Annotated in this window: 19 protein-coding genes; 5 read left to right on the forward strand and 14 right to left on the reverse strand. The window is 60.8% G+C overall.

Annotated features, from left to right (window positions below; translation table 11 throughout):
- Positions 1 to 438: 438 nt before the first annotated feature.
- On the forward strand, positions 439 to 1,185 hold the full coding sequence (locus DWA01_RS10365) for a phosphate/phosphite/phosphonate ABC transporter substrate-binding protein (RefSeq protein ID WP_336470003.1): 747 nt from the start codon (positions 439 to 441) through the stop codon (positions 1,183 to 1,185).
- Between the two features lie 249 nt (positions 1,186 to 1,434).
- On the opposite strand, the gene DWA01_RS10370 is transcribed toward DWA01_RS10365, so the two are convergent.
- The 4 genes from DWA01_RS10370 to DWA01_RS10385 are packed head-to-tail and all read right to left on the reverse strand — an operon-like array spanning position 1,435 to position 5,414.
- Positions 1,435 to 2,220 (reverse strand): ABC transporter permease, encoded by a 786-nt coding sequence (locus tag DWA01_RS10370; protein WP_114285766.1) that lies wholly within the window; start codon positions 2,218 to 2,220, stop codon positions 1,435 to 1,437.
- Positions 2,220 to 3,164 carry an ABC transporter permease gene (locus DWA01_RS10375; RefSeq protein ID WP_114285767.1) on the reverse strand — a complete coding sequence of 315 codons (945 nt, stop codon included), beginning with the start codon at positions 3,162 to 3,164 and terminating at the stop codon, positions 2,220 to 2,222. Before DWA01_RS10375 ends, DWA01_RS10370 begins: the two co-directional genes overlap by 1 nt.
- The gene (locus DWA01_RS10380) at positions 3,157 to 4,278 is read right to left on the reverse strand and encodes an ABC transporter ATP-binding protein (RefSeq protein WP_160116006.1); all 1,122 of its coding nucleotides are present in this window, start codon (positions 4,276 to 4,278) and stop codon (positions 3,157 to 3,159) included. The genes DWA01_RS10375 and DWA01_RS10380 overlap by 8 nt, the downstream gene beginning before the upstream one ends.
- 11 nt (positions 4,279 to 4,289) lie before the next feature.
- Positions 4,290 to 5,414, reverse strand: a complete 1,125-nt coding sequence (locus DWA01_RS10385) for an ABC transporter substrate-binding protein (RefSeq protein WP_114285769.1) — start codon at positions 5,412 to 5,414, stop codon at positions 4,290 to 4,292.
- A 420-nt stretch (positions 5,415 to 5,834) separates the two neighbouring features.
- On the opposite strand from DWA01_RS10385, the gene DWA01_RS22940 reads away from it, so the two are divergent.
- Positions 5,835 to 6,260 carry a hypothetical protein gene (locus tag DWA01_RS22940; RefSeq protein ID WP_136057714.1) on the forward strand — a complete coding sequence of 142 codons (426 nt, stop codon included), beginning with the start codon at positions 5,835 to 5,837 and terminating at the stop codon, positions 6,258 to 6,260.
- 158 nt (positions 6,261 to 6,418) lie between these two features.
- On the opposite strand, the gene DWA01_RS10400 is transcribed toward DWA01_RS22940, so the two are convergent.
- The gene (locus tag DWA01_RS10400; RefSeq protein ID WP_114285772.1) at positions 6,419 to 8,866 is read right to left on the reverse strand and encodes a GcvT family protein; all 2,448 of its coding nucleotides are present in this window, start codon (positions 8,864 to 8,866) and stop codon (positions 6,419 to 6,421) included.
- Positions 8,867 to 8,883: 17 nt separating this feature from the next.
- Here DWA01_RS10400 and DWA01_RS10405 point away from each other — a divergent pair, with 17 nt between their 5' ends.
- On the forward strand, positions 8,884 to 9,138 hold the full coding sequence (locus DWA01_RS10405; RefSeq protein ID WP_114285773.1) for a hypothetical protein: 255 nt from the start codon (positions 8,884 to 8,886) through the stop codon (positions 9,136 to 9,138).
- A 122-nt stretch (positions 9,139 to 9,260) separates the two neighbouring features.
- Positions 9,261 to 10,310 carry a GlxA family transcriptional regulator gene (locus DWA01_RS10410; RefSeq protein ID WP_136057715.1) on the forward strand — a complete coding sequence of 350 codons (1,050 nt, stop codon included), beginning with the start codon at positions 9,261 to 9,263 and terminating at the stop codon, positions 10,308 to 10,310.
- A gap of 221 nt (positions 10,311 to 10,531) precedes the next feature.
- Here the strand turns inward: DWA01_RS10410 and DWA01_RS10415 are convergent, their stop codons facing one another.
- The 9 genes from DWA01_RS10415 to DWA01_RS10460 form a co-directional block, all read right to left on the reverse strand.
- Positions 10,532 to 11,719, reverse strand: coding sequence for a Hint domain-containing protein (locus DWA01_RS10415; RefSeq protein WP_114285775.1), 1,188 nt, complete (start codon positions 11,717 to 11,719; stop codon positions 10,532 to 10,534).
- Between the two features lie 158 nt (positions 11,720 to 11,877).
- Positions 11,878 to 13,251, reverse strand: a complete 1,374-nt coding sequence (locus DWA01_RS10420; protein WP_114285776.1) for an NADH-quinone oxidoreductase subunit N — start codon at positions 13,249 to 13,251, stop codon at positions 11,878 to 11,880.
- The gene (locus DWA01_RS10425; RefSeq protein WP_114285777.1) at positions 13,251 to 14,714 is read right to left on the reverse strand and encodes a complex I subunit 4 family protein; all 1,464 of its coding nucleotides are present in this window, start codon (positions 14,712 to 14,714) and stop codon (positions 13,251 to 13,253) included. Before DWA01_RS10425 ends, DWA01_RS10420 begins: the two co-directional genes overlap by 1 nt.
- Positions 14,715 to 14,727: 13 nt before the next feature.
- A complete protein-coding gene (locus DWA01_RS10430) occupies positions 14,728 to 16,542 on the reverse strand; it encodes an NADH-quinone oxidoreductase subunit 5 family protein (RefSeq protein ID WP_235008514.1) in 1,815 nt (604 codons plus the stop codon).
- Between the two features lie 2 nt (positions 16,543 to 16,544).
- A complete protein-coding gene (gene nuoK, locus DWA01_RS10435) occupies positions 16,545 to 16,856 on the reverse strand; it encodes an NADH-quinone oxidoreductase subunit NuoK (protein ID WP_114285779.1) in 312 nt (103 codons plus the stop codon).
- Positions 16,853 to 17,395 (reverse strand): NADH-quinone oxidoreductase subunit J family protein, encoded by a 543-nt coding sequence (locus DWA01_RS10440; RefSeq protein ID WP_235008515.1) that lies wholly within the window; start codon positions 17,393 to 17,395, stop codon positions 16,853 to 16,855. The genes nuoK and DWA01_RS10440 overlap by 4 nt, the downstream gene beginning before the upstream one ends.
- Positions 17,392 to 18,303 carry a complex I subunit 1 family protein gene (locus DWA01_RS10445; protein WP_114285780.1) on the reverse strand — a complete coding sequence of 304 codons (912 nt, stop codon included), beginning with the start codon at positions 18,301 to 18,303 and terminating at the stop codon, positions 17,392 to 17,394. The genes DWA01_RS10440 and DWA01_RS10445 overlap by 4 nt, the downstream gene beginning before the upstream one ends.
- A complete protein-coding gene (locus DWA01_RS23270) occupies positions 18,300 to 20,255 on the reverse strand; it encodes a heavy metal-binding domain-containing protein (RefSeq protein WP_235008517.1) in 1,956 nt (651 codons plus the stop codon). Before DWA01_RS23270 ends, DWA01_RS10445 begins: the two co-directional genes overlap by 4 nt.
- A 458-nt stretch (positions 20,256 to 20,713) precedes the next feature.
- On the reverse strand, positions 20,714 to 21,076 hold the full coding sequence (locus DWA01_RS10460; protein WP_114285781.1) for an NADH-quinone oxidoreductase subunit A: 363 nt from the start codon (positions 21,074 to 21,076) through the stop codon (positions 20,714 to 20,716).
- Positions 21,077 to 21,242: 166 nt separating this feature from the next.
- Here DWA01_RS10460 and DWA01_RS10465 point away from each other — a divergent pair, with 166 nt between their 5' ends.
- A complete protein-coding gene (locus tag DWA01_RS10465) occupies positions 21,243 to 21,815 on the forward strand; it encodes a DMT family transporter (RefSeq protein ID WP_114285782.1) in 573 nt (190 codons plus the stop codon).
- The last annotated feature ends 23 nt before the right edge of the window (positions 21,816 to 21,838 follow it).

Below are 21,838 nucleotides of genomic sequence, written 5' to 3' on the forward strand. Positions count from 1 at the left end.
GGGTCTGCAGGATTTTTTCGCGGGTCATGCGGATAACTCCGCTTTTCACCAGCGTCGGAACAAAGTTGCACAGACGCGCCGTCCCTCCCACCTGAGCGGGAAACGGATCGAAACTATATCCGTCTTTTTCGCCGGCCTCGCCGGGCTGTGCCTGACCTTCCCCCGGGACGGCGCGTTGCGCTTCCCCAAGCGCAGGCGCAGCCAATGTCCGGTGCATAAGCTCTTTCCGGCCGGATGTTATATTGGCCAACTCCGCAGCTCTGTTGTGTCGGGTGACACACATTCATTGCCGAATTTGTTTTTTCCTAACCCGCGTTGCGATCCGTCTTAATCGCGACAATACTGCGAAAAGACCCCGGCTGTGGCGGATGAAGTCTCTGCACCGGTCCCGTCCGGAGCGGGCCCCAGGGGTTGCCCCGGAAGAATGGAAAGTCCTGAATGATGATCGCCAGTCTGATGATGTATCAACGCCCGCAACTGGTGGGCGCACACAACCGGTATTGGGCGCTGATCCGCCAGAATCTGAGGCAGGCGGGCATCGACAGTCCTGAACAATTGTCGCAGGAGGCGGAAGAGTTTTTTGTCTGGCAACATCCGGAGCTGGTGCTGAGCCAGACCTGTGGCATGCCGTACCGCACCTGGCTGCACGACAAGGTCGAACTTGTCGGCACGCCTGATTTCGGGATCTCAGACTGCCCGCCGGGATATTACCGCAGCGCCCTGGTGGTGCGGGCACAGGACAGCCGCCAATCGGCCGGGGATTTTCGCGACGCCGTGTTTGCTTACAATCAGAGCTTTTCGCAATCGGGCTATGCGGCGCCCTATTGGCATCTCCGCCCCAGAGGGCTGTGGTTTGAAAACCGGCTCCATACTGAACAGCATCTGAACTCCGCCATGGCCGTCGCCGGCGGCCGCGCAGATATCGCCGCGCTTGATGCGGTCACATGGCGCCTGATGTTGGAATATGAACCCTTTGCCACCAGCCTGCGCGTTCTTGAATGGACCGCGCCGACGCCCGGTCTGCCGCTGATCACCGCCAGGGGCAATGATGCGTCAGCGATCTTTGCGGCGGTGAAACGGGCGATTGCACAATTGGGCGAAGCGGACCGCACTGCGCTTGGCCTGAAGGGGATCGTTAAAATCGACGCCGCAGAATACCTGGCGGTCAATAATCCGGATACCTGAGCATCCGCAGGTCGGGCGTAACCTGAAACGCGATCTGTTTGACCGGCATCGCCAGGCCGCGCGCCTTCCCCCGGGAAGGCGCGCGGCACCTCCCCAGGCTCAGGCGCGGTCCTGACCGCGCATGTCCGTATCAGGCTTAAAGCGTGCTGAATTTATTTGCAGACAGCCCCGGTAGGGGCGGGGCAGGGATGCGGCAGCCCCCGCTCAAAAGAAAAACGCCAGCCCCGGATCAGGGCTGGCGTTTTTTGTTCAGTCAGAGCGGTAAAAGAACTGCTCGGTGCTTTTCAGGCTGGTCAGAATCAGCACCACCACCAGCGCTGCGATCACATAGAGACCGGCGGCCGCCGCCACTTCAGGCGGGGGCGGCCCCCGCAGGCTGGCATACATCGCGATCGGCAGGGTCTGAATGCTGACCGTAGACAGCAAAAGCGAGATCACAAACTCTGAAATCCCCAGCACAAAGACCATGATGGTGCCCGACAGAATCCCCGGCATGATGCCCGGCAGAGTGACAAACAGGAAAGTCTGCACCTGTTCCGCCCCCAACGTTGCCGCCGCCTCTTCCAGCCGCGGATCCAGGCTCGCCAGAGAGGAAGCGATCGAGAACAGCAGGAACGGCAGGTTGACCACGGTGATACCGACCGAAATCGGCCACAGCGCGCCCAGTACGCCTGCATTGGTGAAAAGCACCAGAAAGGCAAAGGCGGACGCGATCAGCGGTGTCGCCACGCCCAGGATCAGATACATGCCAATGCTGATCCGGAAGCGGAACTGGTGGCGCACCAGAGCGATGGCGGCCGGCACCCCGACAATCAGCGACATGATCACCACCTGCACGCCAATGATCAGGCTGCGCCCCAGCGCTTCAATCACCGCCTCATTGCCCAGCAGCGCGCGATACGGGTTCAGAGAATAGCTGCCCGGAGGAAAGATCAGCCGCTCATCGCCACTGAAAGAGGCAATGATGACGATGGTCAGCGGCACCGCAACCAGTGCGATGACAATGGCCAGGATCAGACGAATAACCGGACCCATCAGGATGTCCTCTCTTTGAAATAGCGCCAGTAGAGCCGCACCAGAGCAAAGGGCGCCATGATCAGCAGCGAGGAGATCACCAGCAGCACCAGGCTGAAGGCGGAGCCCAAGTACAGGTTCTGTTGCAGCGTGTAGATATTGCCGATGATATTGGCCACAAATGGAAATCTTCCCAGGCCCAGTATCGCCGGCATGTCATATTCAGCGATGTTGAGCAGCAGCACCACCACGGTAGAGGCGACCAGGCCCGGCAAAGCCAGCGGCAACACAACATGGCGCCAGATCCGCGCAGGCGAAGCCCCAAGTGTCGCGGCCGCCCGTTCCAGATTGGGATCAATGCGCCGGATCGCCGGCAGCACCAGCAGCGCAACAAGCGGCACAGACACCTGTAACATGCCGACAAACACCCCAAATGGCGTGCCCAGAATACCACCGTCCTCAACGCCAAACAGCCCGAGGAACCAGCCAAGCGCGCCGCGGTTTGCCAGGATCATAAACCAGGCAAATGTGCGCACAATCTCGCCCATCAGGAAGGGCACCAGCATCATCACCAACACCAGCACACGCAGCAGCCGGCTGGGAGTGCGCACGATGAAATACGCTGCAGGAACGCCCAGAACCATGGAAAACCCGGTGACCAGGAACGACATGACAAGGGTCCGTGTCAACGTGTTCAGGTAAAATTCGCCCGACGGCGGCTCTACCAGACGTCGGTACTGTTCGGTAGAAATCGGCCCCTGCTCAAACAGGAACGTGTCAAAGGAATGGATGGAAAGCCAGCCGAGATAGAAAATCCCCACCGCCAGCAGTGAGACCAGCAGAAACGCCGGTGCCACCATGATATAGGGGCTGGCCTTGGACAGTTTTTCCAGCCTCAGCTTCTGACCGGTGGCAATCACCGCGTCAATCAGCCGCCAGCCAAAAGCAACGTCAGTGTTACGCATGTGTTTCGCCTCCGACCACCCAGACACGGTCAACAGCCCAGGACAGCCAGACCTCCGCGCCAGGGGCAAATTCACCGCTCTTGCTGGCGACGCGGACCGCTGAGTCCAGCCCGGCGACCTTCACCTCATAATAGACAGCCTCACCTTCAAACAGACGCAGATCCACCTTGCCGGCAATCCCGGTCAGCGCGGCATCATCGGGGCGTGCGGCGCAAAGCGTGATGTCTTCCGCGCGCACAATCGCGGAGGTGGCTTTGCCCTCCATATGGGCAAAACCCGCATCGACGGTAAACACGGCACCGCCCGGCGTGATCACCTGCGTCCCTGCAGCATCCTTGCGTATAGTGCCGTCAATACAGTTGGAACGGCCAAGGAAATCCGCGACAAACCGGTTGACCGGCCGCCGGTACAGATCTTCGCCCTGGGCCACTTGCACCAGCTTGCCATCGCTCATCACCCCGATCCTGTCGCTCAGGATCATCGCTTCAACCTGGTCATGGGTCACGTTGATAATGGTGACGTCAATCTCGCGGTGCAGGCGGACAATTTCCAGCTGCATTTCCTCGCGCAGGCGTTTGTCCAGCGCGCCAAACGGCTCGTCCAGCAGCAAAAGGCTGGGGTTGTAGACCAGCGCCCGCGCAATCGCCACCCGCTGCTGCTGACCACCGGACAGCTCATGGGCTTTGCGCGTGCCAATATTGGGCAGCTGCACCATATCCAGCGCTTCGGCCACCCGGCGGGTGATCTCTTTGCGGCCCGCCCGTCGCATGCGCAACGGAAAGGCAATATTGTCAAAGACAGACATATGGGGAAACAGCGCCAGAGACTGAAACACCATGCCGATGTTGCGCTTGTATGTTGGCACGTCGCCAACGTCGTCGCCCTCAATCAGTATCTGCCCGCCGTCGATAGAAACGAGACCGGCAATCGCACGCAGAATTGTGCTTTTGCCGGACCCGGACGGACCAAGCAACGTAAACAATTCACGCGGCCGGATTTCCAGATCAACGTTGTCGATTGCATTCATCTGTCCGTAAGTTTTGACCACGCCCGCCAGTTTGACGACCGCGTCACCAGAGTGAGATTTGCTCACGATATTTTGGTCCATATTCATTTCAACAAGTCCTAGCGCTGGATTGCCGCGGTGTAGGCCGCCTGCCATTTGTCGCGGTTGCGGGCATCCAGTTCCACCGAAGTCACAATGCCATATTTGCCAAGGTCTTCTTCGGAGAACGGAAACGCCGGATCACCAATCATAAACTCAGGCATAATGGCGTTTACATTGACCGGAACTTCGCCAACAGCGGCTGCAAATGCGCTTTGATTGGCGGCACTGATCGTTTCATTGATAAAGACCTGGGCCCAGTAGGCCACATCGTCAGGCAGGCCGGCGGGCACATAGAAGGACTCGGTGCCAATCACCGCACCCTCTTCAGGTACAATCCATTTCAGGCCCCCGACTTCCAACGCAGTCCCCACCAGGGTCACACCGATTGTAACTTCCCCGGCTTCAATACCGGCCACGAATTCTTCTTCGTCGCCCATCGCGGAAATGCTGGTCTTCAGCGACGCGATTTTTTCAAAAACCGGCGTCAGATCATCGGTGGCAGGGTCCAGGTCCAGCATTTTGGCAACCGGATGCAGCAGCGATGCAAACGTATTGGTGACAAAAAGTTTGCCGGCATATTTGTCGTCAAAAATCTCTTCCCAGGAGATGCTGTCAGGCATATCGACCAGATCGGGATTGTAAACAATCGGCTGCGAATAGGTGGATACGTTCAGGTAGTTGTTGGTGCCTTCGGGCATCGCGATCGAGCTGAGCTGGTCCACATTGGTCAGAATATGTTCGTCCAGCGGGATCGAGATTTTCTGAACCTGGGCCGCATAGGCGAGGGATCCGACTGACAGAACCACATCCACCGGCGGCCGGGTTTTGGCGCGCACAGCCTGCAGGATCTTGGCCTGGATTTCACTGGTGCCGGTGCCGTCAAATTCCACCGGAATGCCGGTCTTGGCGGTGAAACTGGCCGCTGCGCCCGCCTCATATGAGGAGCGCCACGCGCCACCCCAGGTGCGCACAATCAGGCGGTCTGGTTTCTGCGCCGGCTCAGCGAGCGCTTCATTTGCGGACACCGCGCCGGTGAAGGCGACCGGGGTCAGCATTGCGGCGGTTATCAAAGCGGCGGCGGATTTCACGGTGATGGAATAAGCGCGTTTGAGTGCAGAAATATTGTGGTTATGCGGTTTCAATGGACGGTCCTCCCAGACAGCGGCCTTCAGGCCTGTTATAGTTTAGGTGAAGTTCGAGTTTTCCCGTAAAAGTGGAATCAGTTCGCCGTTCACCTGCAAAACCTGACTAATCGTTGGGTTGTATAATGTCTATACATATCTTTATACGTCGATACACAGCGGTGCCGGGATATGCTTTCAGCTCTTGTAAAACAGGGCCATCGCCAAGGCGCGCTGCGCGAGAAGCCGCCAACACTTCCAGCGCCCGGGCGGCCTTTCTGCCGCTGCTGACCTCTGACATTCGTTGCACTCCGGTGATGGCTCTGGTGATCACCGTGCGGCTCCTCAGAGCCATCGCGCGGGGCTGGCAGAGATCTGTAAATATCCGGAATTGTTCGCGGCCATTACCGGCTTGATCTGGATTGAAAACCGGAGTTTCTGGTGCCCGGTCTGCCGGGGCGCGGGCTTTGGCAGAAACGATACCAAATCATCCACGCATCTGTTCTCAATCGTTATTATCTTTGCTGGCATCGGTGTGTTCAGCATCGACACTGCCGCTTTAACCGGGCGCCCCGCATCGGCGAAGCGGGCAAGTTTTTCTATGTTCTGAAAAAGCTTGAACACAAGGTCACGCCGAAAAGCCCGGACTTTATCCCCGGTGCGCTGGCGCCCGGCCAAATGCCTCGTGCGCGGCGCATTTTATGCCAGGGGGCCATTGTCTTCCTCAGGGACCCCATCAGCGCCGGCTTGTCGATTGTCGCGGCGCTTGCTCTTTTCGCCATTGTTTTGTCGTCGCGCCGCAAGTCCCGATATGTCGCCTGGATGGAAAAGGACCCGCGGCGCAGGTCACACGCCCAGATTGCGTAGTGCCCCTGGAAACCTGCCTGCCGCACGCCAATAATAAAGCGCTGCCCGGTTGCCCCCGGAGGCCCGGAAACGTGCGGCCTGAGACGCAAAAAGGGCGCAGATTGCGCCCTTTTTTTTGTCCGGATTCGCCGCTGCCATACCGGCGGCGGCTGAAACCGCTACATTTTGATGCGTTCGCTTTTGGGATCATACATCGGGCGCGACGACACGCTGGCACTGAACCGTTTGCCGGCAATCTCGATCTCATAATCCGAGGCCAGCACATCGGCCAGTTTCTCGCCCTTGCAGGGGATATAGCCCATGCCAATGGCGCCGCCGAGGAAATGGCCATAGTTGCCCGAGGTCACATGGCCGACAATTTTCCCGTTCCGCAGGATCGGCTCGTTGTGAAACAGCAACGGCTCCGGGTCATCAAGCCGGAACTGCAACATGCGTCGCTCCAGACCACTTTCCCGTTTCGCCAGCACCGCATCGCGGCCAATGAAATCGCCTTTGTCGGTTTTGACCGCAAAACCAAGCCCGGCTTCCAGCACGTGATCCTCGTCGGTAATGTCGTGACCAAAGTGGCGGAATCCCTTTTCAATGCGGCAACTGTCCAGCGTGTGCAGCCCGCAAAGTTTCAGCCCCAGTTCTTTGCCCGCTTCCATCAGCGTTTCAAACACATGCGGCGCCTGATCAGAGGACACGTATAACTCCCAGCCCAGCTCGCCGACATAGGTCACCCGGTGGGCGCGCGCGAGCCCCATACCGACTTCAATCTGGCGCGTGGTGCCAAAGGGGAACGCGTCGTTGGAAAAATCATCCGGGCTCACGGCCTGCATCAATTCGCGTGCTTTGGGCCCCATCACCGGCAGCACAACTTCGCCCGCAGTGACATCGGTAATGACCACAAATTCATCGCCCAGATGGCGGTGCAGCCAGGCCAGATCCCGCTGCAAGGTCGCCCCGGGCACGACGAGGTAAAAGGCGTCCTGCGACAGGCGGGTGACGGTCAGATCACATTCGATACCGCCGCGCTTGTTGAGCATCTGGGTATAGACCAGCCGGCCGGGCGCGACATCCATCTGGTTGGCGCAGAGCCGCTGCAGGAAGGCCAGCGCATCGCGCCCTTCAACCCGGATTTTGCCAAAGGAGGTCATGTCAAACATGCCAACACCTTCGCGCACTGCCATATGTTCTTCACGGGCGTTTTCAAACCAGTTCTGCCGTTTCCAACTGTATTCATATTCTCGTTTTTGTCCTGGTCTGGCGAACCAGTTGGCCCGCTCCCAGCCGGCGGCCTCGCCAAACACCGCCCCGTGTTCTTCCAGCTGACTGTGCAGCGGCGAGCGACGGATTCCGCGCGAAGTTTCATACTGGCGGTAGGGGTAGTGGTCGGCATAGAGCAGGCCCAGCGTCTCGCTGACACGCTCTTTCAGATAGCGGCGGTTGCCCTGGAACGGCGCGGCGCGGCGAATGTCCACATCCCAGAGATCAAATGGCGCTTCGCCGTCGTTGATCCATTGTGCCAGCGCAAACCCGGCGCCGCCGGAGGACACGATACCGGTCGAGTTATAGCCGGCCGCCACCCAGTAGCCGCGCAGCTCCGGCGCTTCGCCCATGTAATAGCGGTCATCCGGGGTAAAGCTTTCCGGCCCGTTGAAAAACGTGTGAATGCCGGCCTCCGCCAGCAAGGGCATACGTTCGACCGCGGCTTCCAGGATTGGCTCAAAATGGTCAAAATCTTCCGGCAGCTGATCAAATTCGAAGTTTTCGGATATGCCCTTCATACCCCAGGGTTTGGCCTTGGGTTCAAAAGCCCCCAGCATCATTTTGCCCGCATCTTCTTTGTAATAGGCACATTCGTCCGGCACCCGCAGAACCGGCAGCCGGCCCAGGTCCGGTATGGCTTCAGTGACGATGTAGAAGTGCTCACAGGCGTGCAAAGGCACGTTCACGCCCGACATTTTGCCCAGTTCGCGCGCCCACATGCCGGCGCAGTTCACCACCACATCCGCCTCAATCGTGCCCGCATCGCCGTCGTCCGTCGCCCAGCTGACACCCGTAACCCGGGCGTCGGATTTCAGTACATCGGTGACTTTGATATTCTCAAAAATCGCGGCGCCCTTCATCCGCGCGCCTTTCGCCAGCGCCATGGTGATGTTGGCCGGATCGCACTGCCCGTCTTTGGGCAAAAAGACCCCGGCGACAACATCTCCTGTGTTCAGATGCGGGTAACGCTCTTTGATTTCCGTAACGGACAACTCATGCACATCCACGCCAAAAGCCCGTGCCAATGACGCCTGGCGCAGGAGCTCTTCGCGCCGTGCCTCGGTCAGTGCAACGGTGATAGAGCCGTTCTGACGCAGCCCGGTGGCAATGCCGGTTTCGGCTTCCAGGCTGTGGTAAAGATCGGCGGAATATTTTGCCATCCGGGTCATGTTCTGGTTGTTGCGCAACTGTCCGATCAGACCGGCCGCGTGCCAGGTGGTGCCGCTGGTCAGGCGCTTTCGCTCCAGCAGCACGACGTCGGTCCAGCCCAGTTTCGCCAGATGATAGGCCACGGAACAGCCGGAAACTCCGCCGCCAATAATGACAACTTTTGCGTGTTTGGGGGGGGTAGACATGGCGGCCTCCTGCCGGTTTGTATCGTATTTCCCGCCTGCTTCAGGCCCTTTTTCAGATCCTGGTCACCGGCGCTTTGCGGCAAGATATCGCCACGTTGTCGCAACGCTACCATGCGCAGAAATGGCCTAACCCTGCAAATTTCACCTGTTTTTCTGCCCGTTTGCGACAAGAGGCAGACAGGACGTGGGCGGCGGCACAGCGGGAGCAGAAAGAGGGTCCGGTGGGGGCGAAGAACGGCATGCGTCGGATCGGCCTCGCGCTCCAGTTCTGACACGGGACCTTGATCAAGACTGAATTTTTCCGTTGAATATCTCTTCCTGGTGGCGGTAAACGACAGGATATACGTTCGGCTTTGAGCGCCGGCACGTCGCATTTAAGACAGGGGTGAATGACTTGAGCGGGTTGGATGATGAAATTCACGGATCAGATGACCTGGTGCCGCGTTTTGTGCCGCGTGGCATCGCCCATGTCGACATTGAATCTGATCAGCCACCCCAGGTCTTTGTTATCGTGCTGGTGCCCAGCTTTTCGATGCTGGCCTTTGCCAACACGGTGGAGCCGCTGCGCATCGCCAATCAGCTGACCGGAAAACAACTGTATCGCTGGGAGGTCCGTTCTGACGACGGTTTGCCGGTGGTCAGTGCCAACGGGCTCAGCATCTCTTCTGACGGCGGGCTGTCGGAGGTGCCGGCAAACGCCGTGGTTCTTGCCTGCGTGGGAAATTATGCGGAGAAAACTGTATCCGGTGACTTGGCCGGGTTCCTGCGCGAGAAGTGGCGCAAAGGCCACCGCGTCGGCGGTATCTGCACCGGGGCCTATGCGTTGGCAAAGGCGGGTATTCTCAAGGGCCATGCCTTCACGCTGCATTGGGAAAGCATCAAACCGTTCTGCGAAGAGCACGAAGGGCTGGAGCCTTCCGACAGTATCTATGTGATGGACCGGCGCATCCTGACCTGCGGCGGCGGCGCGGCCTCCACTGATATGATGCTGGCGTTGATCCGGGACAGCTTTGGCGATGAACTGGCGCGCGGCGTGGCGGACATGTGTCTCTATGCCTCGCTGCGCAGCTCTGATCAGCGTCAGAAAGCACCGGCGTCAACGCTCTATGGCACCCGCAATCAGGTGCTGATCAAGATCATTGATTATATTGAGACGCATCTGGCAGAGGCGATTGATATGGAGGAGGTGGCCCAGCTGCACGGGGTTTCCCGGCGTCAGGTGGAACGCTTGTTCGCCACCCATGTGGGCATTCCGCCAAACAGGTTTATCAACAATATCCGCCTCGACCACGGACGTTCGCTGCTGGCAGATACCTCGATGAAAGTGACCGACGTGGCGTTCGCAGCGGGTTTCACCTCCGCCAATCATTTTGCCAGGCTGTTCCGCCAGCGCTTTGGCGTGTCGCCACACCGGTTCAAAGGCAGTGTCAGCCCGGGTGTATAAGCGCCAAAATGCTTTGCTGCGATCGCCAGCCTCCCGGTGCGCACACGCGGCGCTTCCGACAAGCTCCCGGTGCGACCGCTATGAGGTCCTTCATCTAACCCGGATCAGAGCCGCCCGCCCACCGGCGCGGATGGGATGACGCCGGCATGCCAATGCGGGCTGGCGCTTCAGCAAAATCCCGCCAGCCCTCAGATCAGGCAGAACAGCGCAATGTCCTTTGCTCAGAGGACCCTGCCATCAGTTGCGGTGTCCGGGCGGCTCCTGAGGGTGACAGCGGCAAGTACGCCGGAGTCTTCGCGGCTCTGCCAGTCTTCCAACAACCTGTGCGCCTTGCCCGCGCCCAGACAGGCAAACTCCGTTTTGTACGTGTTCTCCACGATCCTGGACTGGAGGCCGGGGAATATGTCATACAATTCCTGTTGCACGCTGGCAGAAAGACCGGCCATTGCGACGGGCCCCGGGAACAGGCTTTCCGTGGCGGCGCCTTCAGAAAACACAACTTCATGCCGGTCGAAAACAAGATGAAAATATTCGACCTGGCGACAACCGTGTTTTTGCCGGACGCCGCGCAGTCCCAACAGACCTTTGGCAGGCACCAGCACATCTTCACCACCGAATGCCCCGATCCCGGAACTGGCAGATATCAGCATCCGGTGTTGTGGCGAGACGCATAGCGTGCGGCGTGGCAGTCCATTGCCAAGACAGCCTGGCTTGAATTCAACCGGCCTGTGTTTGCTTGTGGCATCAGTAAATGTCAGTTTCCGCTGCACCACCAGTCTGATCCTGCAGGCTCCGCGATCGCGGGTGACCACCAGATCGCCCTTTTTCAGTTCTTCAACAGCGACCTCACCCGCCGGCGTCGGGATCTGGCTGCCATTTGCGAAACAGGCAACATTCGCCGCGTTGACATTAAAGACACCCTGGCCAACTTCTGCGGTTCCGGCATCGATTTGCCCGTCCCCGTCAAAATCAATGTCGGTGATGCGCTCCTCTACGTCCAGAACCAGATCGCCGCCATCAGGCTCAGCATCCTCAAACGTCTGGCTGCTGGTGGGGGCCAGGAAGAACAGCTTGATGCCTTCCACAAAGAAAACCGCGTCGCCCTCGAACGTGTCGACACCGCCTGCGAACTTGATCTTGTCCGTACCGTCGAGCTGTTCGACGCCGTTGACCTTTATCGAAAGCACCGTGACTTCGCCGTCTGAGCCGCCGGCTTCAAGCTCGCCATCGTCAGCAATGTCGGCATCGTCGATTTCGATGACAATTGTATCACCGGCGGAATAATAGGGGTTGCCGTCGCCATCCAGATCCCTGGACTGATCAAGGCTGAGGTGAATGCCGCCCGAACCGTCGTCATTGGCGCTGTCGGCGGCGGCAACCAGATTACCGTTAAACGTAATTAATGCCATTCCTGACGCCTCCTTCCACCTGAATCAGAAGGAATAACAACAGAATTGGCTTAATTTTTTACTACACTTGCATTTGCAGCGCGGGCGGTGGCGCGATGCGGCCACAGACAGTGGCGTCGCAGGCCCGCGCCGCTCACTGTTGCAGCTTCGCCGCGGGATCAGCCGGGCAACAGCCCCGCAAACAGGCCCATCCCCAGGGTGACAACTGCGCTCACGCCCCAGGCCAGACGCAGCGCAGGGTGCAGATTTTCGCGGACCAGCGCGTCTTCCGCTGCAACCTCCTCTGCAGCCTGGTACATCGGTATGATCATGCGCAGATAGACCCCCAACGCCAGCACACTGCCCAGCACGCCAATGACCACCAGCCAGAGGAACCCCGCTTCAATCGCAGCGGCAAACAGATAGACCTTGCCGATAAATCCAAACAGCGGCGGGATGCCGGTCAGCGACAGCAGGAACAGCACCATCGCCACCCCGGCCACGGGCCGGCGCCGGCCAAATCCGCGCAGATCTTTCAGGTCTCGCCCCGCCACCATCACAATGGCAAAGGCGCCAAGGTTCATCGCCACATACGCGGCGCCAAAAACGATAATGCCAGGCAGGTCCTGATCACTGCGTCCCAGCGCGGCGATGCCCAGCATGAAATAACCCGACTGCGCCACGGAAGAATAGGCCAGCAGCCGCACCAGGTTCGTTTGCACCAGCGCCGCCAGATACCCGTAAGTCATGGTCACCGCCGAGATCAGCGCGATGACCAGAGGCCAGCCGCTGTTCACCGGCAGATCCCGCAGCACCTGCGCAAAGGCGAAAATTGCTGCGATTTTGGTGATCACTGACAGGTAGGCGGCAACAGACACAGGCGCGCCGTCATAGGCGTCCGGCGCCCAGAAGTGGAACGGCACCAGGGCGGCTTTGTATCCCAGCCCGACAATCACCGCGATCAGCCCGGCGATGGTCACCAGGGTGTTGCCATTCAACGCGCCCAGCTCCGAAAACAGGGTGGAACCGCTGCCACCAAACCAGAAGGTGATGCCATAGATCATCACCGATCCGGTGACAGCGCCATAGACCAGGTATTTCATGCCGGCCTCAGTGGCGTCGTCGTCGCCCGGAAAGGCCACCAGCGCAAAAGAACCCAGCCCGGTCAGCACCACGCCGAGCACCAGCAACATCATATCACCGCTGCCCGACAGCATCAGCGCGCCCAGGGTAACAAGGCAGATCAGCGCATAAACGCTGCCTTCGCGTTCCTTGCCCACCAGTTCCGCCCGCGCCATCAGCAAAGCCACCGCCGTGCCCGGCAGCAGGATCAGCTTGGCCCAGCCGCTCAGCATATCAATGCGGTAGGTGCCACCAAAGACGGTGGTCTCAGCCGTGAGCACCGGCAGCGTCAGCAGCGTTGCGGCGGCAAGGCCGCCAAGCCCCAGCACCAGCACCAGCCGGGGCAGGCGGGCCATCTCCGCCAGCATCATAAACACCACTGCCATCGACAGCGTCATCTCCGGGACCAGAAAGGCGAGATCGCGGCCCATCAGAACTTCAGGCTCGCCATAGTGGTGTGGATCATGTCAATCAGCCAGGACGGCGCGACCCCCACCAGCACGGTCAACAGCAACAGCGGCACCACCGCCAGTTTTTCGCGCCGGTCCAGATCGGGCATGCCGGCCCATTTTTCATTGGGCTCACCCAGGAACACCCGGGCGATGGCGCGCAGATACAGCCCCGCAGTCACCACAATGGCCAGAATGGCGATGATCGCCCAGGGCTGGCTGTTCAGAGTGGCCAGGAAGACCTGAAATTCGGCCGGGAAATGCGCCAGCCCCGGCAGGCCAAGCGAGGCAAACGCCGAAATGATAAAGGCCCAGCCCAGCCAGGGCACCTGGCCCAGCAAACCGCCAAAATCGCCCATGTCGCGGCTGTGGGCGCGGTCCTGCAACATGCCCACCAGGAAGAACAGCGCGCCGGTGACCAGGCCGTGGCTGACCATCTGTAGCGTTGCGCCGTCCAGCGCCACAGTGCGGATGCGCGGGTCTGTGGACAGTGCCGCCACGGCGACGCCCATCACCACATAACCCATGTGGTTGACCGAGGTGTAAGCGATCATCTTTTTCAGATCCGTCTGCGCCAGCGCGGCAAAAGCACCGTAAATGGCGCTGGCCACGCCCAGCACCAGGATCACCACACCGGCTTTGGTAAAGGCCTCAGGCGTCATCTGCAGCGCGAACCTCACCAGGCCATAGGTGCCGAATTTCAGCATCACCCCGGCCAGGATCACACTGCCTGCTGTCGGCGCCTGTACGTGGGCGGCGGGCAGCCAGGTGTGCACCGGAAAGGCCGGGATCTTGACCGCAAAGCTGAACATCATCGCAATCAGCGCCAGCATGGCGGCAAGGCCGGTCAGCGGCGGCATATCGATCCAGGCCCGCATGTCAAAAGTGCCACTGCTCAGATAAAAGCCGATGATGGCCAGCAACAGCGGCAATGAGCCCAGCAGCGTATAGAGGAAAAACATCAGGGCGGCGCGCTGGCGGTCTTCATAACCCCAGCCGGCGATCATGAAATACATCCCCACCAGCGAAACTTCAAAGAAGACGTAAAACAGCAACCCGTCCAGCGCCATGAATGTGCCGAGTGATGCGGTCTCCAGCATCAACATCAGCACCACATAGGTGGTGGCGCGCTCTTTGATGCGCGCCGAATAGATCGCCGAGAGGAAAAACAGCAGGGTGGTCAGCAGCACCAAAGGCAGGCTTAACCCGTCAAGCCCCAGCCGGTAGGCCGCACCAATGGCGGGGATCCAGGACAGTTCCTCGACCTGGGCAAAGGTGCCGGGCAGGATGCCCCGGGCCCAGATCGCGAGGCTGATCAGAAAGGTAAGTCCGGTGACGCCAATCGACAGCCCGTGCGCCAGACGCGCCGGGCGCTCTTTCAACGCCATAAGGATAAGACCGCCGGTGATCGGCAGGAAGGTCGCAATAGTCAGGAGCGGTAGCACAGGTCAGTTCTCCTCAGGAGTAAAACGGTGCGGCCAGCAACACCACTGCAATCAGCGCAATGCCAATCGCAGTCAGGGCCAGTTCACGATGGATAAAACCGCTTTGCAGGCGGCGGGCGCGGGCGCCGGTCTCAATGGTGCGACGCACCAGGCCAAAAATCATCTTGTCGATGCCGTCCATATCAGTGAGCCGGGCCAGCTGGCCCAGTGACAGGTTGATACGGCCAAAGGACAGCACGGCATTATACAGCCATTGCTCTAAGCGTTCGCACAGCGCGGCAATCGCCAGCGCCGGGCGCAGTATCAGCCCGTCCATGCCACCAGAAAATTCAAAACCACGCGCTGCGGGCACGGCCAGCGGACCCAGCAGTTTCACAGGCGCGATGAACCAGCCGAGCAGTAACCCGCTGACGCCCGCGCTCAACCCCAGCAGAGGTGCCAGCAGACCGGGTTCAGCCAATTCGATATCCAGCAGCTCTTCCAGCGGGCCAAAACCTGCACCCAGAACTGCCGCCAGCAATGCCAGCACGCCAAAGCCAACTGCCATTTGCGGGATGCGGGACGGGGCAGGGCCCGCATCGCCATTCCACAGCATTTTTAACGCCCGGCCCATATAGGCCCCGGTCAGCACCGTGCCGCCCAATACCAGCGGCGCCAGCCACAGCATAGTGGGCCCGTCCAGAGTGGCGGCAATGATGGCGTCTTTAGAAAAGAACCCGGCCAGCGGCGGAATGCCGGCCAGCGCCAGCGCCGAGATGGCAAAACCGGCAAAAATGCGCGGACGCGCCCGGCCAGCACCGGCCAGCGCCTCCATATCGGTGCTTTCGCGGTCGTGCTGAAACACTCCGGCACCAAGGAACAGCGAGCTTTTGATCGCCGCATGGGCAATCAGATGCAGCAGCGCCGCCACCGGCACGCCAGCACCAACCGCCGCCAGCATCAGCCCGTACTGGCTGGAGGTCGAGGCCGCCAGCATGCGTTTCAGGTCACGCTCGGCCAGCGCGATCAGCCCGGTGATCACCGCAGTCACCCCACCAACAATGCCGATCACCAGCATGGCGCCTGCGGGCAGCATCGGCGCAATACGGATCAACAGGATCGCGCCCGCCGCCACCAGGGTTGCCGAATGCAGCAGTGCAGACACCGGCGTCGGTCCGGCCATGGCGCGCTGCAACCAGTCCTGCAACGGAACCTGAGCTGACTTGCCCATCGCCGCCACCAGCAGCAGCAGCCCGGCAATCAGCGACGCGGTGCCGGTGGTGGTGAGTGTGACGGAAATTTCCGAGGTGCCCGCCAGCCCGATCAGCAGAAACGCCCCGATATAGAGCCCCAGATCAGCGCTGCGGGTGTACATAAAGGCGCGGGTGGCGGCACTGGCCACACCGGGCCGCTCATGCCAGAAACCGATCAGCAGATAACTGGCAAAACCGATCATCTCCCAGGCGCCAAGCAGGGAGATCCAGTCGCCCGACAGCACCAGCAACTGCATCGCGGTGACAAACAACAACATAGTGCCAAAAAACCGCACCTTCTGCGGGTCTTTGCCCATGTAGCCAGTGGCATAAAGCAGCACAAACCCGGCCACCGTGGCGACCAGGGCGGACATCGCCGCCGTCAGCGGTGTTGCGATCAGCAACAGTGGCATATCGGGCAGGAAGGGCAGCACCAGCTGCGGTGCAACACCTTCAGCAGACGCGCCCGCCAGTTGCAGCAGCGCCGCAATAAGGCTGACGCCGGCCCCCAGCAGGGCAATCAGCTCCGGCGCGCGCTTCAGGGCGAAAATCAGCAGCGCCGACAACAAAGGCGCCAGCAGGATCAGGCTCAGCATCATCATCCCTTCAACTCGCGGGCTTCTTCCATCTCAACCGAGCCGCGCGACCGGAAGCGGGCAATGGCGATGCCAAATCCGACGGCCATTTCCACCGCCATCACCGCCATGATGATCAGCACAAACATCTGCGCGGCAGGCTCTTCCGGATGCAGATAGCGCCAGAACGCCACCAGGTTGACCAAAGCAGCGGCCAGCACCAGCTCCACCCCCATGATGATCATCACCAGGTTGGTCTGGCTCAGCGCGCCATAAAGACCAACGCCAAACATCCCGGCGCCGACACTCAGCGCAATCAACAGCTCATAACTCATGCGTCCTGCCCCTCACCTGCGTCCGGCCTTTTTTCAGGCACAATCGCCACCATAGTCGCGGCAACCATCGCAGTCAGAATGGTCAGACCCGCCGACTGAAAGATAAACATTGAACGCCCCAGCAATTCGCGGCCCAGCAGCACCACCTGCTCTGATGCATCGGGCACCGACATCGCCACCGGCCCCCATGTGCCGAACAGGATCACCGCCAGCGCCGCCACCAGACCCGTGCCCCCGGCCCAGAGCGACAGGCGTTTTTGGTGGGTCATCTCCATCGCGCCAAGCCCGCCGGGATCCATCATGAACATCACCATGAAGATCGCCATCACGCTCATTTCCGTCGCCATCATCATGATCTGCAACACACCCAGAAACTCGGCCTGCATCACCAGGAACATCACCCCGACTGCGGTCTGGGAAAACAACAATGCCAGCGCGGAACGCACCATCGAATGGGTGCGAAATACAATCACGCCGAACCAAACGGCGGCGATGCCAAAAAAGGCGAGAAAGAACATTTCTGCAGTTATAACAGTCATATCGGCACCACCAGCGCGATCACGCCCACCAGGAAAATATTAGACAGCGCCAGCGAAATACCCAGCTTCCAGCTGACCGCCAGATAACGTGCTTCGCGCACCCGGGGCACATGGCGCCCGGCAGTAAGCATCACCGCTGTGACGATGAGGATCTTGATGCCGCTCCAGGCCCAGTCCGGTAGACTGGCAGCAAAACCAGGGCTCAGCCAGCCGCCAAAATAAAAGGTCACCGTCGCCCCCGCCATCACCAGGATGATGACCATGCGCGCCAGTCGCAGCACCGCCAGGCGCGCGCCGGTATATTCGGCCTCAACGCCACCGGCGAGATCCCCGGCGGCGGTGGGCAGATCCAGCGGTGGCAACCAGGCCAGACCCAGGGCTGCGACAAAGAACAATACAAAACCAATGGGCTGATAGAACACGTTCCACAGCTGCTCCTGCGATTCCACGATGACAGTGGTCGACAGCGACTCTGCGCGCATCGCCACGGCGGTGATTGGCATCACGATCAGCATCGCATAGGCGATAAACTGACCCAGAAAGCGCCAGCCGCCGATCATCGCATAAGCGCCATCCGGCCCCCAGCCCGCCATGATCAGCGCCACCAGCACATAGGCCAGCGCTGCGTTCAGGAACAGCGCGCCAGTGGCCAGATCGGTGATGATCAGCCCCGGCGCCAACGGGATCACCGCCGCCGCCAGTACGCCAGCCACCAAAAGCAACACCGGCCCGGCTTCAAAAAACACCAGGTCATTCTTGCGCGTCAGCACGGATTCCCGCCCAAAAAACGCCAGCGCCGAATACAGCGGCCGGCTCAGGCTAAAGCGCCGGTGCACAGTCCAGCCCTCCAGCACAGCAATGAAATAGGCGCCGGCGGACAGCGCCATCAGGATAAGAAAGATGTTCATGCCGGGGCTCCCCAGGGGTCAAGGTCCAGGGAGGCAACCGCCACCAGGGCGTCGGCCAGTTCCATCTGATGTGTCAGATCACCAACACGCGCCAGCAGCGCTGCCGAGGGGGTGACCAGGCTGGCTTCTGTGATCTTGCCGCCATCAAGGCGCAGGCTCAGCGTCGCGGCCCCGCGTGGCGTCTCAACCACAGCAGAGCCGTGGGCGGAAACCGCGTCAAAACCCGAACTCTGCGGCAGGCTGAGCGTGCCGGCCCGCGCAATCAGCCCAAAGCTCTGAATAATCTCGTCACAGCGCAGCGTCAGCCGCGCCATCGCGTCGCCCTCACTGCCGCTGATCAGTGAAAAACCAAGCCGCTGATACAGAGGATCATCCTGGCGCGCGTCTGTCGCAATACCGGCGGCGCGGGCCACCGGACCGCTGAACGGGCTGGCATCGTCAAACCGGCCAATTGACACCAGCTTGCTGCGCAACATCGGCGTGCGCTGCACCTTGCGCAGCAACTTTGTTACCGCGCCGCTCTGGCGGGCAATTTCATTTGTCGAAGCCTTGCGCAGCGCCAGCTGCAACTTGCCGGCACGCCGCTCCAGGGCAATCAGCCCGCTCTGGCCGGCGAATGTCGCGATCCAGCCCAGATGGCTGCAAATGCGTTCCCGCTCCACCGCCGCGACATGCGCCGTCGCCAGATCGTCCGCGATACCGACACCCGCAGCGTTTTGCAGCGCCAAAGACACCAGCTGACCCATTGCCACCGGGCTCAGCGGTGTCTGCGCCGCCAGACTGTCCGAAAACTCCGCGGGCGCCATGCCGTGCTCAGGCAGCTCAAGCGCAGTACCGGCAAGACCCTGTGCCTGCGCCGCCGCGACCGTATCCCCGTCAAGGGTGAGGCTCAGGCCCAGCCCGCCGGGCAGCCCGGGGAAAAACGGCCCGAACGGCACATCGATCCATTCCATTTTCAGCCCGTCCGGGCTTACCGGCATGTCTTTGGTCAGATCCACCATCGACATAAAACCCGGTTCAATCCCGTCGATCTGTTCCGCCGCAGTACCATGGCCGCCGTGGCCGCCGTGCTCACTGTGGGCGCCATGCGCTGAGTGCTCATCGTGGCCGCCGGGGTCGTCAGCAGCTGCGGGCTCCACCTCCACCAGGAACATGCCGCATTTGGGGCAGGACCCGGGCGCATCGCTGACCACTTCCGGATGCATTGGGCAGGTGTAAGTCGCCGCCGCGTGCGCGCCGTGGTCGTCACCGCTTGAGGAACCGGCCTCAACCAGGGTCATGCCGCATTTCGGGCAATTTCCAGGCGTATCGCTGACCACTTCGGGGTGCATCGGGCAGGTATACTGCACCACCGCTTTGTCGTCCTGGCCGTGCGAGCTATGGCCGTGGCCACTATGCCCGTGGCCGTCATGGGATGGAGCCTCGTGTTTATGAGCCTCGTGTTTATGCGCGTCGTGCTCCGCGTGGTCGGCTTTTCCGTGCCCGTCATGGGGGCTGTGGCCCCCGTGCCCATGCCCGCCGTGCCGATGCTCCGCGGCATCTGCGCCAGGTTTGACCAGGGTCATGCCACATTTCGGGCAATTTCCAGGCGTGTCGCTGACCACTTCGGGGTGCATCGGACAGCTGTAGGGCGGTTTGGCCGTGCGGTGCTTGTGGGCATCACTATGGCTGGCCAGTGGGAGCGCAGCATGGCGGCCCTGGTCCCCGTGGCCGCCATGGCCGCCATGGCCTCCGTGATCATCGGCATGATTTCCGCGATTGTTCTGAGCAGAGATGCCGTGACCGAGGCTGCTTTGCCCTTCGGCCGCATCTTCAGACCCGTGTGAGGCCGTTGCCCCATGTCCGGCTGAGGCATGGCCATCATGGCCGCCGACCGCGGTTTCACGCGGCACCAGTGTCATGCCGCATTTTGGGCAGGCGCCAGGTTCATCCCGGATCACTTCCGGATGCATCGGACAGGTGAATTCAATGCGGACTTGCAGCGCCGGCGCGTCAAAATCAACGATATCTGCGCCAAACGCGCCCGCTTTGACAAGCTCGCGCAGCTGCGTGAGCGCGCGGATCAGCCCTGCCTGAGACAGATCGCCCGTCACATCCGCCACGGGCAGCGACGCCAGGTCACCGGCGTCCAGCGCCAGGATCGCGCGGGGCCGTGGCATCTGGGCATAGGCAACCGTAGCCGCATCGCGCAGCCCTTTGGGCAGTGGCCCGAGGATCAGCAGCACGCTGGCGTGGCGTGGCGTTGCAGCCAGGCGCAGCCCGGCACCGGCGAGATCCAGCCCCGATGCACGTGCCACATCCGGCCCCGGTACCACCAGCGCGGTAAGATCCTGTGCCATAGCGGCCGCGACCAGCCGCCGCAAACCATTCATCGCGCCCGTGCGTGCGCCCTGCATCACGGCCACCTTCATCATTGCCGCCTCAACGCGCCCTGGCTCCAGCCATAGGCCAGCCCCAGGAACAGGATTGCCAGAAACACACCCATATCGAGCAGCGCCACCAGGCCTTCTTCGCGGTAGACCACCGACCAGGGGTACATAAAGGCCATCTCCATATCAAAGGCGAGGAACAGCAGCGCGTAGCCGTAATATTTGGCGTGATAACGCACCCAGACCGGATCGCGCGCCAGGGTGCCTGCGGTGGCGGGCACATCTTTACCGGGCTCTGCGCGGCTGCGGCCGATGACACGGGCCAGCCCATAAAGGGTAAAAACGAAACCGACGGTGCCCAAGGTGAGCGCCAACAGGATCGCATATTGCGGGAGAGCAGCCATAATTCGGTGTCCGTTTCCTGGTATGCGCGCCCCATTCGGTAACAATGATTGTTGTCATGAGCAATATTACACCACATGGAAGGTGCACGTTCTGCAGGGCATTGTCCCGTTTGTGACGGGCTTGCGGCTTAGAGGGATGACGCACGTAGGGGCAGAATAGCAGGCAATGGCTGCGTGCATGGGGGCGATGCCGCACGTGTTGCACCACCCAACGGCGGGCGGAGACGGGGGCGGCAGCGCTCCCCTCGGTGAAGAGCGCTGCGGCCGCAATCTGTGGCCGCGGTTTACCCTGTTCTCTGCCCCCGGCCTCACGCTCAGCAATGTGCTGATCCGCCATCCGGGTGGCGAAGTCGACGCGCCGATGGCGATGCCATTTCTGAGCGGCGCGCTGCCGCTGCTCAGCGACGCTGCTGCGCCGGAACAGCCCGCCACATTGATCTCGTCCGGGCAATTTACCCTGATGCTGCTGGCGCTGCCAGTGCCGGGCCCTGCGCTGGCCTGCTGGCTGTGGAGCCTGGTGCTGCAACGCACTGAACTCAACAGTGCCAACGCCCTCAGTTTTCTGGTGCCGCTGTTCGGGCTTGCCATGGGGGCAGCGTTTTCCGGCGAAAGCCACGGCGTATCTCAGCCCATTGGCATCGGCCCGACCTTGCCCGGCATCGCCTTGACAAGTTACAGGGAAACACCAACGCTCATCAATGCAGACGGGCTTGCAGGCTGGCCCGCTGACCAGCTCTAAGCACAAAAGACACCCCGGAAACC

The organism is Candidatus Halocynthiibacter alkanivorans (assembly GCF_003333265.1).
Taxonomy (GTDB): domain Bacteria; phylum Pseudomonadota; class Alphaproteobacteria; order Rhodobacterales; family Rhodobacteraceae; genus Halocyntiibacter_A; species Halocyntiibacter_A alkanivorans.